We start from the raw sequence: 15,828 nt of genomic DNA, 5'->3' as shown, positions 1-15,828 counted from the left end.
CTAAAATTTAGCTTTAGGAGATGAAGACCAGATGGTTTTAGAGAAATTGGCAGTTAGTCAAAATCGAAAGGATGAAGCTCCTAATATAGAGCTGGCAGAGTTACTGGTTGCGCAAGAGGATACTGAAGGAATCCAAGAGCTTATTGAAGGCTTGCAGATGAAAAAGGGGATTGCGAATGATTGTATCAAGGTTTTATATGAGATTGGCGAGCGCAATCCGTTGCTTATTTCCGACCATGTTGATGTGTTCTTAGAGAGTCTGACAAGCCGCAATAATCGGATCGTTTGGGGTGCTATGACGGCATTGGTTACTATAACTGAATACAAGGCAGATAAGATTTATAAGCAGATCGATAAGGTAAAATATGCCTATACTAATGGTAGTGTGATCACAGTTGACAATAGCATCTCAGTATTTGCAAAATTATGTAAGGCTGATCGTCGGTATGAAAAAGAACTATTTCCGTTTCTGATGACTCATCTGGGCACTTGTCGGTCAAAAGAAGTACCTCAACATGCTGAAAGAATCTCTATTTGTCTAAATGAGGAAAATAAGACTTCGTTTCAGCGGGTACTCAATGAACGAAAACCTGATTTATCCAGTGCTCAAATGAAAAGGGTGGATAAGCTGATGAAGGATTTAGCTATTTTGTAAAATAGTGATCAGCGGAATTATTAATGAGATATAGTAGAACGTCATGATGTTCTACTATAAAAAGTCATAAAAGCTGAGATACAGCGTTATTTGTCTGAAACTCGAGAGAGCAGGAAACTGCTCTTTTTTTGTTTTATCTGAAGCTGAAAAGCTGCTTTGTCGGCGAAAAAACGATACTTATTATTAGTAAGCATATTAGTTGTCATATTTCAAAAAAGGTATATAATTTGAAAAGTAAAGGTCAGTGAACGTCAAATAAAAACGAACATTCGGTGATCTTACAAATACAAATAGGAGGTTTGCATATTATGGCAAAAGAACATTATGACAGAAGTAAAGACCATGTAAATATCGGGACTATTGGTCACGTGGATCATGGGAAAACAACATTGACCGCTGCAATTACTACAGTACTAGGGAAAAAAGGCCTGGCAAACCCGCAGGACTATGCTAGTATTGATGCAGCACCGGAAGAACGTGAACGTGGAATCACTATCAACACGGCTCACGTGGAGTACGAAACTGAAAAACGTCACTATGCACATATCGATGCACCGGGACACGCAGACTATGTGAAGAATATGATTACCGGGGCAGCGCAGATGGACGGAGCGATTCTAGTTGTATCTGCAACAGACGGTCCGATGCCTCAAACAAGAGAGCACATTCTATTGTCCCGACAAGTAGGAGTAAAGCATCTGATTGTTTTCCTTAATAAGACAGACTTAGTCGATGATGATGAACTGATCGATTTGGTAGAGATGGAAATCAGAGAGCTGTTGACGGAGTATAATTTCCCTGGGGATGATATTCCGGTAATTAAAGGTTCCGCATTGAAGGCTCTCGAAGGAGATCCGGATGCAGAAGCGGCTATCATGGAATTGATGGATACAGTAGATGAATATATTCCAACTCCTGAAAGAGATACAGATAAACCATTACTGCTGCCTGTAGAAGATGTGTTCACTATTACTGGTCGTGGAACTGTCGCATCTGGCCGAATCGATCGTGGTCAAGTTAAGGTCAATGATGAGGTTGAAATCGTTGGGATCAAACCGGAAACAACCAAAGCTGTAGTTACTGGAATCGAAATGTTCAGAAAAACATTGGACTATGGTGAAGCTGGAGACAATGTCGGAATTTTACTTCGAGGGATCAATCGTGATGAAATCGAACGTGGACAAGTTATTGCCAAACCGGGATCAATCACTCCTCATACGAAGTTTAAGGCAGAAGTTTATGTTCTGACAAAAGAAGAAGGCGGACGTCATACACCATTCTTTACAAACTATCGTCCACAATTCTACTTCCGTACAACGGATGTTACAGGGGTTGTTGAGCTGCCAAATGATGTTGAAATGGTCATGCCCGGCGATAATGTGACGATTGATGTAGAGTTGATTCATCCAATTGCGGTGGAAATGGGAACAACCTTTTCCATTCGTGAAGGTGGACGAACAGTTGGCTCAGGGATCGTAACAGAAATAGAAAAATAAAAAAACAATCAGACGGAACGAAGCAAGACTGTTCTGTCTGATTTTTTGTTTGCTCAACTTGGTGGAGATAAATCAGTGCAAGAAGAGACCTTTTCTGTCTCTGTCCAGTTCCTTTGACTGCAGCGTGATGAACAGTTCCTCACAGGCCGAAATAATTGCTGCAGCAATAACGATGAGAGCAAGTGAAACAGTGCCTAGGACTAAATAGAGCAAGGGAGAAAGAAAGAGCAGTAAGCCTGTCAGCTTGTTGAGGTAGGTATGCAAGCTGGCAAACTTTCTATATTTTATATATCCAATGAGGTAAGAAAGCAAACGAATCAAGGCGACAAGCAATGCCCACCATAAAACCCAAGAAGGAAGATGGAGAATAGGAAGAAGCTTTATTGCTGCGACAGCTAAAAATACCAGATCCCCCAAGCTATCTAGTACTGCACCTGTTGATGTAGCAGTATTGGTTTTTCTCGCAACAAAACCATCTAACATATCACTGATACCGCAAATAATATATAAAAGGAAGAAAAGCGGACTCAATGCTCTTGTGAAGAGCAAAAGACAAGCAACGAGTAAACGAATAGTGGTAATGATGTTTGCAGCATATTTCATTTTTTAACCTCCTTTTCATCCAACAGTTGTTTGTAGCAATTATTATATCAAATAAAGTCCTGACTTTATTCGGTATTTGTGAGAAACAAGATGACCCCTCAAATAAAAAGCTTTTCCAAAAAAATAACAATTTAGAAAGTATTTAAAGAGATCAAATTGTAGCAGTGTATAAATAACGATAGAGTTACTAGATAATAACCAAATGGAGGTATACCTTCTATAAGAATAGGACTAATTGAAGCTATAAAAATTTGGAAAGCTAATGGTTATGGTGACAATTTAGAAGATGGAGATATGGTTCAGGAGGGCATTGATGACTTCAAAAAATACAATAAAAATAAGTAGCATTTTAACAATCGTTGTGGTTGGATTTCTCCTGTTATTCTTTGCTCTTAGAAGTCAATTACCAGTATTTTTCCCTGGTGAAGAGAAAACCATAGAACGAAGAATCAATGACCATAATCTTGAAGCTACGATTAGAATTTATTTGGTTGAAAATAGACAGGAAGATTTTGAATTACAAGTCTTTGAAAAGGGAAGCACGATTGACTTGGAGCCTGACATTAGCGATTATAAAGGCAGACTCTGTTACTCATATCGCTATCTAAAAGCGGGTGCAGTCTATACGATAAAAATAAGAAATAAAACAAGATCATTCATATTTACTAATATCGATATTACAGATAACGATTAACAGTGCTTATTAGCAAATCTATATCATAAATGAATCTTTGTAAAATCATAATTCGTATAAAATTTCATGTAAGAACGCTGTCTTTTGTTTTTGAACGTTTCATATAACTAATTTGTTTTGCAATCGCCTCTACTTCATATCCAATATAAAAACAAGGCTCTCGGCCATAGCTGAAGGCCCTTTTTTTACAGATTCTTATATACCTTGATTTATTTGAGTTTTCTTTGCATTTAAAACAAACAAATCAAGCAGATAACCGGAATCTCAGCATTTCTGGCAGAACCTCTTTATCTATGCTATAATCAGTCAAAAAATGAAGGAGAGTATAAAATGGACTGTCTTGTAGTACAAGTAGATGCATTTACGAAGCAGCCCGGACTGGGAAATCCGGCAGGCGTGATTTTAAATGGGGATGATTATTCAAATGAGGAGATGCAGCAGATAGCGAAGAAGGTTGGCTTTAATGAATGTGTCTTTGTCTGTGAAAGCCAGTTGGGAGATGTCAAGCTTAGGTATTTCACGCCTGGCCATGAAACACCATTGTGCGGACACGCAACAATGGGAGCGATTTATCTGCTTTCTCAGCAGGAGAAACAAGATAGAACATGGCTTGTAGAAACACAGGCTGGCTTGATTACTGTTAATTATCTGGAAACAACTGAGGAGATGACAATGGAACAGTCGCCGGCTCAGTTTGTTGCATTTGATGGAGAGAAAGAGGCTCTTTGCGAGGTAATGGGAATCGTTGCATCTGATTTGGATGCTGAACTGCCGATTCTTTACGGAAATACTGGTTCTTGGACCTTGATCGTTCCTGTAAGAGAGTCAAGTGTATTGGATAAGATGGTTCCTCAAACCGAGAACTTTCCTGATGTGTTGAAGGAGATGCCGAAATCTTCAATCCATCCTTTTGCATTTTCGAATATAGAAGAGGATATCTATACAGCCAGACATTTTTCTTCCCCGTTTTCTGGAACAGTGGAAGATTCTGTGACTGGTACAGCCTCCGGTGTTATGGGGGCATATTTGCTGGATCACGTGTACCAACAACAAGCGATGCAGCAAATCACCGTGCTTCAAGGAAAACATGTGGAAAAAGAAGGCAGTCTGACTGTCCAAACGAGACGTGTTGATGATGGGCATCATCATGTAGCAATTACAGGGACTGCTTGTAAAAATCAGGAATTCAGTATTCTTATATAAAAGTCGAATTAAAAAAGAACCGAAAGCAAGAGATGACATGCAGTTGTCGCAATTTCTCGCTTTTGGTTCTTTTTATATTAACGCTGGTATCTATTTTTAAGAATTCGTTTAACGCCATGCAGTTTTTTGTCTGGACTGTCCACTGGTGCATTATCAATAATCAGTAAGGCAATCATGACATAAATGATTGAAGAGTCACGTGAATACAAGGTATACCGAGGCACCCAGCTTGAGGCATACTTGTTTTTATAGGCTCGCAAACCTTGGAAAGAATAGAAGGTAGAGCCGAATTTATAGACTAAAAAGGCAAACCGTTCTTGAATAAAACTTTTTCTGGATGTCCCAACATTCGAAAGAGGCGCCATTCCCATATTGAAATAAGTAATCCCTTCCTCCTTCATTCTGTTGAAAATCGAAATGAAAAGAAAATCCATTACTCCGGGAGGTGCTTCTTGTTTATAGCGCATCAAATCAATGGTTCCTTCTTGTTTGGTATACGTCGGCATGATGTTGGCAAAGGCAACGATAGCCCCTGCCTGATCCTTAACTACAGCAATATCTGATAGTTGCAGATATTTTTCAGAAAAAAAGCCAAGGGAAAAGCCTTTTTCTTTTCTATTTCCCAGCCATTCATCGGAAACAGCTCTTAATTCTGCCATTGTTTCAGGAAGGAATGGTGGAGAAAGAACCTCAAATCGATAGTGCTCCTTTTCGAATCGGTTCATTGTCGCTCTGTCTGCTCTGCGCTTTTTCCCGGAAATCGTAAAGCTTGAAAGATCTACATGTGCTTCTTCTCCCATTTTAATGAAGTCGTAACCAAATTCATGAAGCGTCAGTACGATTGATTCAGAGACTTCATAGAAAACAGGAAGATAGCCTAAATTATCTGTTTCTTGAATAAATTGTTCTACAGCATCAGCAAAATCATCTTTTTCTCCAGAAGGATCACCCATGACAATACATTTATTGTTAAACGTTTTGAATTGTAGAAGTACAGTTTCTTCGCCAGCCTGATTTTTATAAATATACATATCCTTGTCTTCAAGAAAGATTAGCTGACTATCAGCGTTTCCACCGTATTTTTTTAAAAGTGAATATGCCCGTTCTGAGTCCAAGACTTCTCCCACCACAATTTTTTTCCCCTGCAAATAACGGATGAAAACAAACATGAATAGTGCAATAATCAAGATTGCCAAAAATCCGGAAAACCAAATCCGTTCAGAAGGGAACAGGAAGAAGGAGATGACATGGTGTTGATGATGCGGAAAGGCAGGTAGATTATAGACGCCGATGACGACATAAAGCACCATCAATGCTGCAAATATCACACCATCAATTGTTCGCATTTCCCAAGAATAAACCAATTGTTTTCGATAAAGCTCTTTTTTAGAAAAAATGACGAAAAGCAATAGAATTGCCAAAATAATAATGACACTCCAGCTCAAATCCTTGAAGAGAGTGTAGGCTAGCGTCAATAGAATTAGACCGATTGTTGGAATGTAGGCACGAGTCACTTTAGCAGCAATTCCTCGTCCCATGATCAATAGGGAAAAGCCTAAAAGAATTGCCGGAAACTGAGTGAGTAAATGAAAAGACCAGGGATTCAGCTGTTTCAGCCAATGAAACTGGGAGAAGGCTTCGGGAATTGTTGACGAGAGAACAATCATTATCCCTGAGAAATACATCAGAAAAACCAACAGCTTGTGACTGATTTCAATAGAAAGCTCTCTAGGTACACCGGAATAGCGTTCATTCAAACTACTGCTCAAGTTTTTAAGGAAAAAAACAACACCAATCAAAAAAGGAATAATATAATAAAACAATCGATAGAGCAGCAGCCACGCGATAACAGTTTCTCTTGGGATGTTTCCTAGTGAAGAAAGCCCAAGAATCATCATGACATCAAAACTCCCTAAAGCTCCGGGAATCATCGAGATAATTCCGATAACAGAAGCTGCAATAAACAAAGGAATAACTTGAGCTGAATGAAAAGGTATACCCATTAGCTTACCAATCAAAAGAAAGGTAGCCAAAACACCAGACCATTCCAAGAAGGACGTAAGAATCAGCTGTAGACGTGAAGCAAGAGGGGTATCACCGATATAATCATCCTTTTTAAAGACAGTCAGCAGCATAATTGCTGGAAAATATAATCCTCCGCCAATCAACCAGATAGAATATTGCTTGAGAAAGTCATTGTCGTGACCGAAAATAACCAAAAGAAAGGACAATAAACTATAAATAGACAAACCAGAAAGCAAAAAAATCAAAATTTTGGATAAGGCTTTTACTACTTTTTTTCCATCGGTGTTTTTTCCGTAAAGCTCCGATCGAAGACCAATACTGATCAGTCCTCCGAAGCCGGCAATGTTATTGATGGAATTAATCATCCAACTAGTTTCAAATAAGTAGGATTTTTTGACCTTTTGATTCAAGGTTCGATTAAGTACAATGTCATAGCCAAGCATTGGTGTCACAGCAAGCAACCCGATAAGTAACATCAAAGCAACTTTCCAAAATGACAAATCCAGAAAAATGACTTTCAACTGTTCAAAAGAAATAGTTTTTCCAATTGATGAAAGCTCACTCACGACGATAAAAAGAACAGAAATAATGAAAATCAATTTGAAGAAGCTTGCTCGATTTTTGAACCATTGTATAACTGTTTTCATAGAATCACCTGCTTTTCCAATAAGAATGATAGAATATGTGTATTAAATAATTTCGGATTTTTTTGTGCAAAAAGATGACCCTGTCCATGTACGAGAACGAATGCTGCATGAGGTATTTCATCTGCAATATACATGGAGTGCCTCAGCTTGATCACATCTCTTTTACCGACTATGACGAGTGTCTCAGCTGTAATTAGTTGAAGATCCTCTGCGGTGATACCAGTATCTTTCATCATCAATCGAGTGATTGCCGGTCGATTTCGCCATTTTGGAAAAACGGCAAGTAGAGAAAACCAGAAATATTCGAGGTAAACACCGATTTGCGCTAAAGCAGTCATCCCTTTGAAGGTAGTGTTTCCAGCGTTCAACACAAGGTGTTTGATCATACTTGGGTGGTCGGCTGCAAAGCGCATGGCAATATTCGCACCATCGCTGAAACCAACGATATTTAGAGAGTGAATGTTCTCCTTCTCTATGATAAGATAAAGGTCATCAGATAATAAATAGAAGGAAAGCGTTTTTTGCGTATTCGTGGAGTAGCCGTGTCCCCGCAAATCAACCGTATAAACTTTGAAATAACGGCTGAAAACGGGCAGTTGATATTTAAAATAATCACCGCTGCCGCCGTTCCCATGAAGAAGAAAAAGAGGGAAGCCGGAACCGCTTATTTCATAAAACAGCTTACTACCATCGGATGCTGTAACGGATTTTTTCTCTACTACCATTTTTATCACCTACTTACTTAAAGTATAGTCAGTTTTGTTGATTTTGAGAAATGATATGTAGACAGCAGTAATTTCCGGAATGTTTATTAAAGAATTTTAAAGAATAATATTGGAATAAGATATTTTTAGCGGAGTAAAGTATGATAGGTAAATATTGCTCTTAGGTTTGGAGGCTTTTATAGACCACTATGAAAATCATAAGAAGATTGAGTATTATCTTAATTAGTATAATCATCATCGGTTTTATATATACAGGTTACAAAATTCGTGGAAATGTTCAACAAGTTATTAAATATGAGGACCAGGTGGCAGCTGCTGCAGAGGCAAATGGGATTGCCGAATACAAGGAGTTGATCCTTGCAATCATCTATACAGAATCTAAAGGCCGATCGGCTGATTTGATGCAGAGCAGCGAGAGTGTTTATGGTCAGCAGGCAGTCATAGATGACCCTCAAGAAAGCATTGAGTATGGGGTGAAATTTTTAGCCGAATCCATACAAAAGAATAAAGAGGCAGGAAATGACCTATGGACGGCGGTTCAAGCGTATAATTTCGGGTTGGAATATATCCGTTTTGTACAGGAACGCGGCGGGAAAAATACCGTTGCACTTTCGGAAGAATACTCTAAGGAGTTCTTATCTCCTTTATTAGGGAATAGTGATGGAGAAACATACCCTTATTACAGATTTCAGTCTGTGTTTCATAACGGCGGGTTTCTCTATAAAAACGGCGGGAATATGTTTTATGCTGATATCGTCAAAATGAATCGGCAGTTTATTCAGTGGTTTAGCTAAAAAAGAAGGAACAGGCTTGTGAGTCGATCCTTTCATAGTGACGGGAAATTCTTGACGTCTACTACGAAGGTGCACTTCACTTAACAGCTGTTCCTTCTTTTTAAATTTTTGCTTCCATGATAAATAACGAAGAATCCTGATTCATCAAAAGATTTTCACCATGATAAAAAGTTTTGATCGCTATGTCTGTATAGCCTGCAGCTCCTGCAAGACTAGTCAGTTCTGCGTGTGAAAAGCCAGTATGAATCTCTGTTGATTGAATTGAAGGTGTTTGATCAAAATCAACAATCACCAAACGACCACCGGATTTGATCAGCGGCTTCAGTCCTTTAAATACCTGCTCAGTATTAGGAATATGCAGGAGCACCTGCGACATGTAAATACAGTCAACTTGAATGTCAGAGCGTGAGTCAGCCAGTAAGTCAGCATGAAGTGTAGTGATGTTATGAATATCTTGTTTTGCAATTTTTTGATCGACTTGTTCGATCATTCCAGCTGAAGGATCAGTAAAAATCATCTGTTGAAATAAATCTTTGAGTTGTAAACCAACTAAGCCAGTGCCGCAGCCGAAGTCCAAAGCAGTTTGGTAATGGTAAGGGCTGATTGTTTTCCTGATTTCATCAGCTATGATCGTTGCGATTTTTAGCCGATCAGGAGTGTCGTAGCGCTTAGCCATCATTTCAAATTTATTCAAAGTATATCCCACCTTAAATCATAGTATTGAACAACACTTCATTATAACACAATCCAACTGAAGGGGAGGTAAAAGGAGCACAACAGAAGGGATTCATTCAAAGGGCAACTACATAAAGAAACATTAAAATGCAGAGCAATTGAAAGTTATTTTCACGATTTTCTTGAAGTTCTTTCTTCGAACAAGTAAACTATAGAAGGTGTAATTTTAGGATGAGTGAGAGAAAGTAGGGATTATGTGTCATCAAATAAATTTGATTTAAAAAAGGGACTTACTGCTCAAGAGGTAGAGAGCAGGAAGCAGCAAGGGCTTCAAAATGATTATGAAGAGAACGTGGCAAAGTCAACCAAGGATATTATTTATGATAATGTCATGACATTGTTTAACTTCCTCAACTTTGCGATTGCGGTATTTTTATTCGCTGTGGGCGCATATTCCAATCTGGCATTTTTAGCCATTATTTTGATTAATATGGGGATGGGGATCTATCAGGAAATCCATGCTCGAAATTTAGTTCAGAAGCTGTCGATTGTAGCAAAAGAGGACGTCATCGTCATTCGTGATGGTCAGGAACAGTCAATTGGGACGGACGAGTTGGTCATGGATGATATTGTTCTGATTTCTGCAGGAGAACAGGTTCCTTCTGATATGAAGGTTGTTGATGGGAAGGCAGAGGCTAACGAAGCCCTGTTGACAGGGGAGTCTGATCTGATTGAAAAGACAGAAGGCGATGTTCTTTTGTCAGGAAGCTTCTTATCAAGCGGACAGGTTTATGCACAAGTGATTCATGTTGGCGCGGATAACTATGCTGTTAAGATTACTTCAGAGGCTAAGGTGCACAAGCCAATTCGTTCCGAGTTGATTCGTTCGATTCGTAAAGTATCAAAATTTACGAGCTACGTGATTATCCCATTGGGAGTTATCTTGTTTATTGAGGGTTACTTTATTCGTGACTCAGGTATGAAGGGATCTGTTGTAGCATCAGCTGCAGCATTACTGGGGATGCTGCCAAAAGGTCTTGTTCTATTGATTAGTATTGCACTGACAACTGGGGTCATCAAGCTTGCGAAAAAGCGGATTCTGGTTCAGGACATGTATGCAATGGAAACTCTTGCTCATGTTGATACACTATGCTTGGATAAAACAGGTACGATTACAGAAGGAAAAATGAAGGTTCAGCATGTCCATGAGCTGAATCCGAAGTTTAATGAAAGTCTTCCGTTGATTATCGGAAGTTATATGGCAGAAAGCACAGACAATAATATCACGATGCAGGCAATTCGAGAACATTTTGAGATTTCTAATCGCTACGGCGCTGTCAAAACAGTTCCTTTTTCTTCTGAGAAGAAGTGGGGAGCCATTCAATTTAATGAAATTGGAACAGTGGTTCTCGGCGCACCTGAAAAGCTTTTTAGTGAAGACCGACTACCGAAGGAAGTTTTCTCTGCACAAGAAGAGGGTTATCGTGTCTTGATGATGGGGATAGCCGAACAGGGGATTTTAGACGATGAGGACACGTTGCCTTATTTAGAGCCCTTGGTTCTTTTAGAAATTGATGACCCAATTCGTCAAAATGCAAATGAAACTTTGGCTTATCTTCGTGAAGAGGGAATTGATATCAAGGTAATTTCCGGAGATAATCCAGTCACTGTTTCAAATATTGCTCGTCGTGCAGGTCTATTCGGCTATGAATCTTATGTCGATTTGTCAACAAAAGAAACAGAAGAAGAAGTCCGTCAAGCTGTTCATGAGTATACAGTTTTCGGTCGAGTTTCCCCGCAGCAGAAACGAACGCTGGTCAGAGAACTTAAGGACAATAAACGTGTGGTTGCAATGACTGGTGATGGCGTAAACGATGTACTTGCGTTACGAGAAGCAGATTGTAGTATTGCAATGGCAGAAGGAGACGGAGCAACACGACAAATATCTAATCTGGTGCTGTTGGATTCAGATTTTACAACACTACCTGATGTTTTATTTGAAGGACGCCGTGTGGTAAACAATGTAACAAGGGTGGCAAGTGTGTTCTTCATCAAAACGATTTATTCTTTGATTTTGTCAGTGATTTGCGGGTTGACTGCTATTGCATTCCCATTTATCCCAATTCAGATCACGTTGATCGATTTGGCGATCGAGGGATATCCGGCATTCTTCCTTTCCTTTGAATCAGATAAGAGAAAGGTTCGTGGGAAGTTCTTGCCTACAGCCTTACGAAATGCTTCTGTGAATGCTGTGTTGGTGGTGATCAATATTGTTACTGTGTACTTGATAGGAGAGAGCCAAGGCTTCAGTCATCTGGACACAACGACTTTGATGTACTATCTATTGATCGGTATCAGCTGTATGGCCGTTGTACGAGCATGCTTACCGTTAAATCCGTTACGCATTTTCTTGATTGTAACAACGATTGGCGGAATTTATGTGGCGGCAATGCTGTTCCATCATATTCTTGAGGTCGGCTTCCTGACTTCTACAACATTACCAATTTTTGCTGTGATGATGGCAATCAATATTGTTGTCCGTGTATTGATTGGTATGTACAAGATGAAGAAAGCGAATGTAACTGTCAACGAATTATAAAAATAGAATAAAAGAAGGAGAATGAGAGATTATTAAAATTTCTATCGCTCCTTCTTTTTTATTCACTTTTAATGTAAGACAAGCAATGAAATGATTTCATCTGATTACCAAGTCTAAAAGCTTGAAATAACTAGATTTTGTGATACAATTGACTATGTGTAATTGTGTCTTTTAAAGAGGTCGGGGCAGAAGTGTTCAGTATTGGGAAATAAATAAGACTATTTCAAAATTATTTGTTGATTTTCGAGAGAGTGGCTTATTTCCAAGGAACTGCTTCTGTCCCGCCGTTTATTCGAATTAGGTATTTTATTCGAATGAAAGGTCGTATTTTTGATTCTGTTACAATGGTTTACAGAAATCTGTATTTTGCTTTTTTGGAGGTGAGACCAATGGCACAAAGAATACCTCAAGAGGTCATCGATGAGGTTAGAGAACGTACAAATATAGTTGAGATCGTTGGTCAATATGTTCAGCTTAAGAAATCAGGCAAGAACTATATGGGACTTTGTCCCTTTCACGAAGAACGCTCGCCATCTTTTTCTGTAGCAGAGGATAAACAGATTTTCCATTGTTTCGGCTGCGGCAAGGGCGGTAGTGTCTTTAATTTTGTTCAGGAAATCGAGGGAGTTAGTTTTCCGGAGGCTGTACAGAAGATAGCTGATATGGAACAGATTCCTCTACAAATCAATTTATCCGATCATATAGAAAAGAGTCAGCCAAACAGTCAGCAGCATAAGCTTTTAGAGCTTCATAATAAAGCGGCAGAGCTGTATCATCATGTTTTGTTGAACACACAAATCGGAGAGCCGGCATTGAATTATCTCTTGTCTCGAGGCTTGACAAAGGAGCTTATCGAAGAGTTTCAGATTGGGTTTGCACCGCAAAAAAGGGATTTTTTAAGTCAGGTATTCTCTAATGAAAAAGTTGATGCGACACTGTTTCAGGAGTCAGGATTATTTATCCAGAGAGAAAGCGGTGAATTTCTAGATCGTTTCTATCAGCGGATCATGTTTCCTATCTGGGATGCAAAGGGGAAAATCATTGCTTTTTCCGGACGATTACTAAAGACGGAAGAATTTTCCGGCGATGACATGCCTAAATACTTGAACAGTCCCGAAACACAGCTGTTCAATAAACGTGATACACTGTTTAACTTCAACCGCGCTCGAAAAGAAATTCGAAAAGATGACACAGTTTTTCTTTTTGAAGGCTTTATGGATGTGATCGCTGCATGGGAAGCAGGGATCAAAAGCGGTGTTGCTTCCATGGGAACTAGTCTTACCAATGAACAGATCAGGCAGCTTGAGAGAGCAGCTGGTGAACTGGTACTTTGCTATGATGGAGATACAGCTGGAATAGAGGCTACCAACCGAGCGATTTCATTATTAAGTGAACATAGTCGCTTCAAGTTGAGTATTGTGAATATACCGGAAAAGCTTGATCCAGATGATTATCTGCGTAAATACGGTAGTGAATCCTTTAGAGAATTGGCACTTCATGGTCGTGAAACTGTTTTTGCGTTCAAAATGCGCTACCACAGACTTTCACGAAATATGAATAATGAGAAGGAACAGTTGGATTATGTGAACACGATGCTCCGTGAACTGGCTAATGTTGATTCTCCCTTGGAAAAGGATCGCTATCTAACGCTTTTAGCAGAAGAATTTCACCTTTCAAGTCAAAGCCTGGAAGAGCAGTTGAGGATAATCGAATCCGAGCAGCGTCAAACGGCCAGAGACAATCGTCAACAGAACAACCAGCAGCATCACTATCAACAGCAACAGCCGCCGATGGATTTTCCGCCGCCTTTTGATGAGGAGGTACCAAGTGTATCTTTTCAAAATAAGGAGCACTTCTCTCAGATAGAAAAAGCTGAACGGATGCTTCTTTATCGTTTGATGAATGAAGCCGGTACTCGAGCGATGGTACAGCAGCGAGGGGATTTTGCCTTCGCTCATACCAAATATCAGGAGCTGTATTTACTTATAGATAGTTTTTTATCTATCTACCCGGATTTTGTTTTGGCTCAATTTCTTGAATTTCTTCAAGATAACGAGTTGAAAAAAATGACTGTGGATATTTCTTATCAGGAGATGTCGGATGAGAGCTCAGAAAGAGAGCTGGGAGATTTATTGAATGTCATTGACCACTCTGATATTGAAGAACAGATTCAGCAAAAGAACATAGAGAAACGAGAAGCTGAACGCTTAGGAAATCGTGCTCGTGTGGATGAATTGGCGCTGGAACTGATTACTTTAGCAAAAAAAAGACAAAAAACCAGATAATATACAATAAAATGATTAACAAACTACAAGTAGTTGTTATATAATGGACAAGTATGCAAATATGAAGGGGGCCTTCTTTCATGGAAAAAGAAACAGAAAAGAAATATCAAACGGCACTTAAGGGCTTCATCAAAGAAAACAAACCAAAAGGGACAGTTTTGTATGATGATTTGACCAATAAGCTGGCAACGCCTTTTACACTGAATGCCGATGAAATGGAAAAACTGATCCAAAAAATCGAAGATTCAGGGATCAGTGTCGTTGATGAAAACGGTGATCCAAGCGAACACAGCCTGAAAAAGGATGAAAAAGTAGCTACCAAAGCTCAAATGGAAGATTTATCTGCCCCAACAGGTGTTAAGATCAATGATCCAGTACGTATGTATTTGAAAGAAATCGGCCGAGTTCAGCTATTGACTGCTGAAGAAGAAGTCGACCTTGCACTGAAAATAGAAGAAGGCGATCAAGAAGCGAAACAGCGTCTGGCAGAAGCCAATCTACGTCTGGTAGTTTCTATTGCAAAACGCTATGTTGGACGTGGTATGCAGTTCCTTGATCTGATCCAAGAAGGAAATATGGGTCTGATGAAAGCTGTAGAAAAATTCGACTACCGTAAGGGATTTAAGTTCTCTACTTATGCGACATGGTGGATTCGTCAGGCGATCACTCGTGCAATTGCCGATCAGGCACGTACGATCCGTATTCCTGTGCATATGGTTGAAACAATCAACAAATTGATTCGAATTCAACGTCAGCTATTGCAAGATTTGGGAAGAGAACCAACGCCGGAAGAAATCGGTGCAGAAATGGATCTTCCAACTGAAAAAGTTCGTGAAATACTTAAAATTGCTCAAGAGCCTGTATCTCTTGAAACACCGATTGGTGAAGAAGATGATTCTCATCTGGGTGATTTCATTGAAGATCAGGATGCTACAAGTCCAGCTGAACATGCAGCTTATGAGTTACTGAAGGAACAGTTGGAGGACGTCCTTGATACATTAACGGACCGTGAAGAGAATGTTTTACGATTACGTTTCGGTCTTGATGATGGACGAACAAGGACACTTGAAGAAGTGGGGAAAGTCTTTGGCGTAACGCGTGAGCGTATCCGTCAAATTGAAGCAAAGGCACTACGCAAGCTGAGACATCCATCACGCTCTAAACAATTGAAAGACTTTTTAGAATAGTCTATTTTGAAGAGGTTTTGACTTAGCGCAGTTCAAAAGCAATAAGTCAGTACTATTTTGATAAAGGTCGGAATAGCTGCGTGCTTCAGACAGCAAGTCGAATTTCGTCTTACAGTTAAAGAAGCCGCTTTTATTCCACTGTTTATTCAGCTTTAGAGGGTAGGAGAATTCTCAATACGATTATTGTCCTGCCCTTTTTTGCTTGTTCTGAACTTAGAAATCAGCTTGGCTCTCATTTTT

12 protein-coding genes are annotated in these 15,828 nt (G+C 39.4%); 8 read left to right on the top strand and 4 right to left on the bottom strand.

What is annotated here, in order from left to right:
• Window positions 1–31: 31 nt before the first annotated feature.
• On the top strand, window positions 32–655 hold the full coding sequence (locus tag I6N96_RS06155) for a hypothetical protein (RefSeq protein WP_209556647.1): 624 nt from the start codon (window positions 32–34) through the stop codon (window positions 653–655).
• Window positions 656–963: 308 nt separating this feature from the next.
• The gene (tuf, locus tag I6N96_RS06150) at window positions 964–2,151 is read left to right on the top strand and encodes an elongation factor Tu (protein ID WP_209556646.1); all 1,188 of its coding nucleotides are present in this window, start codon (window positions 964–966) and stop codon (window positions 2,149–2,151) included.
• A 72-nt stretch (window positions 2,152–2,223) separates the two neighbouring features.
• Here the strand turns inward: tuf and I6N96_RS06145 are convergent, their stop codons facing one another.
• Window positions 2,224–2,754, bottom strand: a complete 531-nt coding sequence (locus tag I6N96_RS06145; RefSeq protein ID WP_209556645.1) for a CDP-alcohol phosphatidyltransferase family protein — start codon at window positions 2,752–2,754, stop codon at window positions 2,224–2,226.
• Window positions 2,755–3,067: 313 nt separating this feature from the next.
• Between I6N96_RS06145 and I6N96_RS06140 the strand changes: the two genes are divergently transcribed.
• Both I6N96_RS06140 and I6N96_RS06135 read left to right on the top strand, forming a co-directional pair.
• On the top strand, window positions 3,068–3,448 hold the full coding sequence (locus tag I6N96_RS06140) for a hypothetical protein (RefSeq protein WP_209556644.1): 381 nt from the start codon (window positions 3,068–3,070) through the stop codon (window positions 3,446–3,448).
• 330 nt (window positions 3,449–3,778) lie between these two features.
• Window positions 3,779–4,651, top strand: a complete 873-nt coding sequence (locus tag I6N96_RS06135) for a PhzF family phenazine biosynthesis isomerase (RefSeq protein ID WP_209556643.1) — start codon at window positions 3,779–3,781, stop codon at window positions 4,649–4,651.
• A gap of 77 nt (window positions 4,652–4,728) precedes the next feature.
• Here the strand turns inward: I6N96_RS06135 and mprF are convergent, their stop codons facing one another.
• A complete protein-coding gene (mprF, locus tag I6N96_RS06130; RefSeq protein WP_209556642.1) occupies window positions 4,729–7,323 on the bottom strand; it encodes a bifunctional lysylphosphatidylglycerol flippase/synthetase MprF in 2,595 nt (864 codons plus the stop codon).
• Window positions 7,320–8,048, bottom strand: a complete 729-nt coding sequence (locus tag I6N96_RS06125; protein WP_209556640.1) for an alpha/beta fold hydrolase — start codon at window positions 8,046–8,048, stop codon at window positions 7,320–7,322. Before I6N96_RS06125 ends, mprF begins: the two co-directional genes overlap by 4 nt.
• Before the next feature lie 188 nt (window positions 8,049–8,236).
• Here I6N96_RS06125 and I6N96_RS06120 point away from each other — a divergent pair, with 188 nt between their 5' ends.
• Window positions 8,237–8,842, top strand: a complete 606-nt coding sequence (locus I6N96_RS06120) for a lysozyme family protein (protein WP_209556639.1) — start codon at window positions 8,237–8,239, stop codon at window positions 8,840–8,842.
• A gap of 100 nt (window positions 8,843–8,942) precedes the next feature.
• Here I6N96_RS06120 and I6N96_RS06115 read toward each other — a convergent pair whose 3' ends face one another.
• A complete protein-coding gene (locus I6N96_RS06115) occupies window positions 8,943–9,536 on the bottom strand; it encodes a class I SAM-dependent DNA methyltransferase (protein WP_209556638.1) in 594 nt (197 codons plus the stop codon).
• Window positions 9,537–9,773: 237 nt separating this feature from the next.
• Here I6N96_RS06115 and I6N96_RS06110 point away from each other — a divergent pair, with 237 nt between their 5' ends.
• From I6N96_RS06110 to rpoD, 3 genes are all read left to right on the top strand, one after another.
• The gene (locus I6N96_RS06110; protein ID WP_209556637.1) at window positions 9,774–12,116 is read left to right on the top strand and encodes a cation-translocating P-type ATPase; all 2,343 of its coding nucleotides are present in this window, start codon (window positions 9,774–9,776) and stop codon (window positions 12,114–12,116) included.
• A 389-nt stretch (window positions 12,117–12,505) separates the two neighbouring features.
• Window positions 12,506–14,401 (top strand): DNA primase, encoded by a 1,896-nt coding sequence (dnaG, locus tag I6N96_RS06105; protein WP_209556636.1) that lies wholly within the window; start codon window positions 12,506–12,508, stop codon window positions 14,399–14,401.
• 80 nt (window positions 14,402–14,481) lie between these two features.
• On the top strand, window positions 14,482–15,588 hold the full coding sequence (gene rpoD / locus I6N96_RS06100) for an RNA polymerase sigma factor RpoD (protein ID WP_209556635.1): 1,107 nt from the start codon (window positions 14,482–14,484) through the stop codon (window positions 15,586–15,588).
• The last annotated feature ends 240 nt before the right edge of the window (window positions 15,589–15,828 follow it).

The organism is Enterococcus larvae (assembly GCF_017830045.1).
GTDB classification, from domain to species: domain Bacteria; phylum Bacillota; class Bacilli; order Lactobacillales; family Enterococcaceae; genus Enterococcus_L; species Enterococcus_L larvae.
This window is presented reverse-complemented; position numbering and strand designations above follow the sequence as displayed.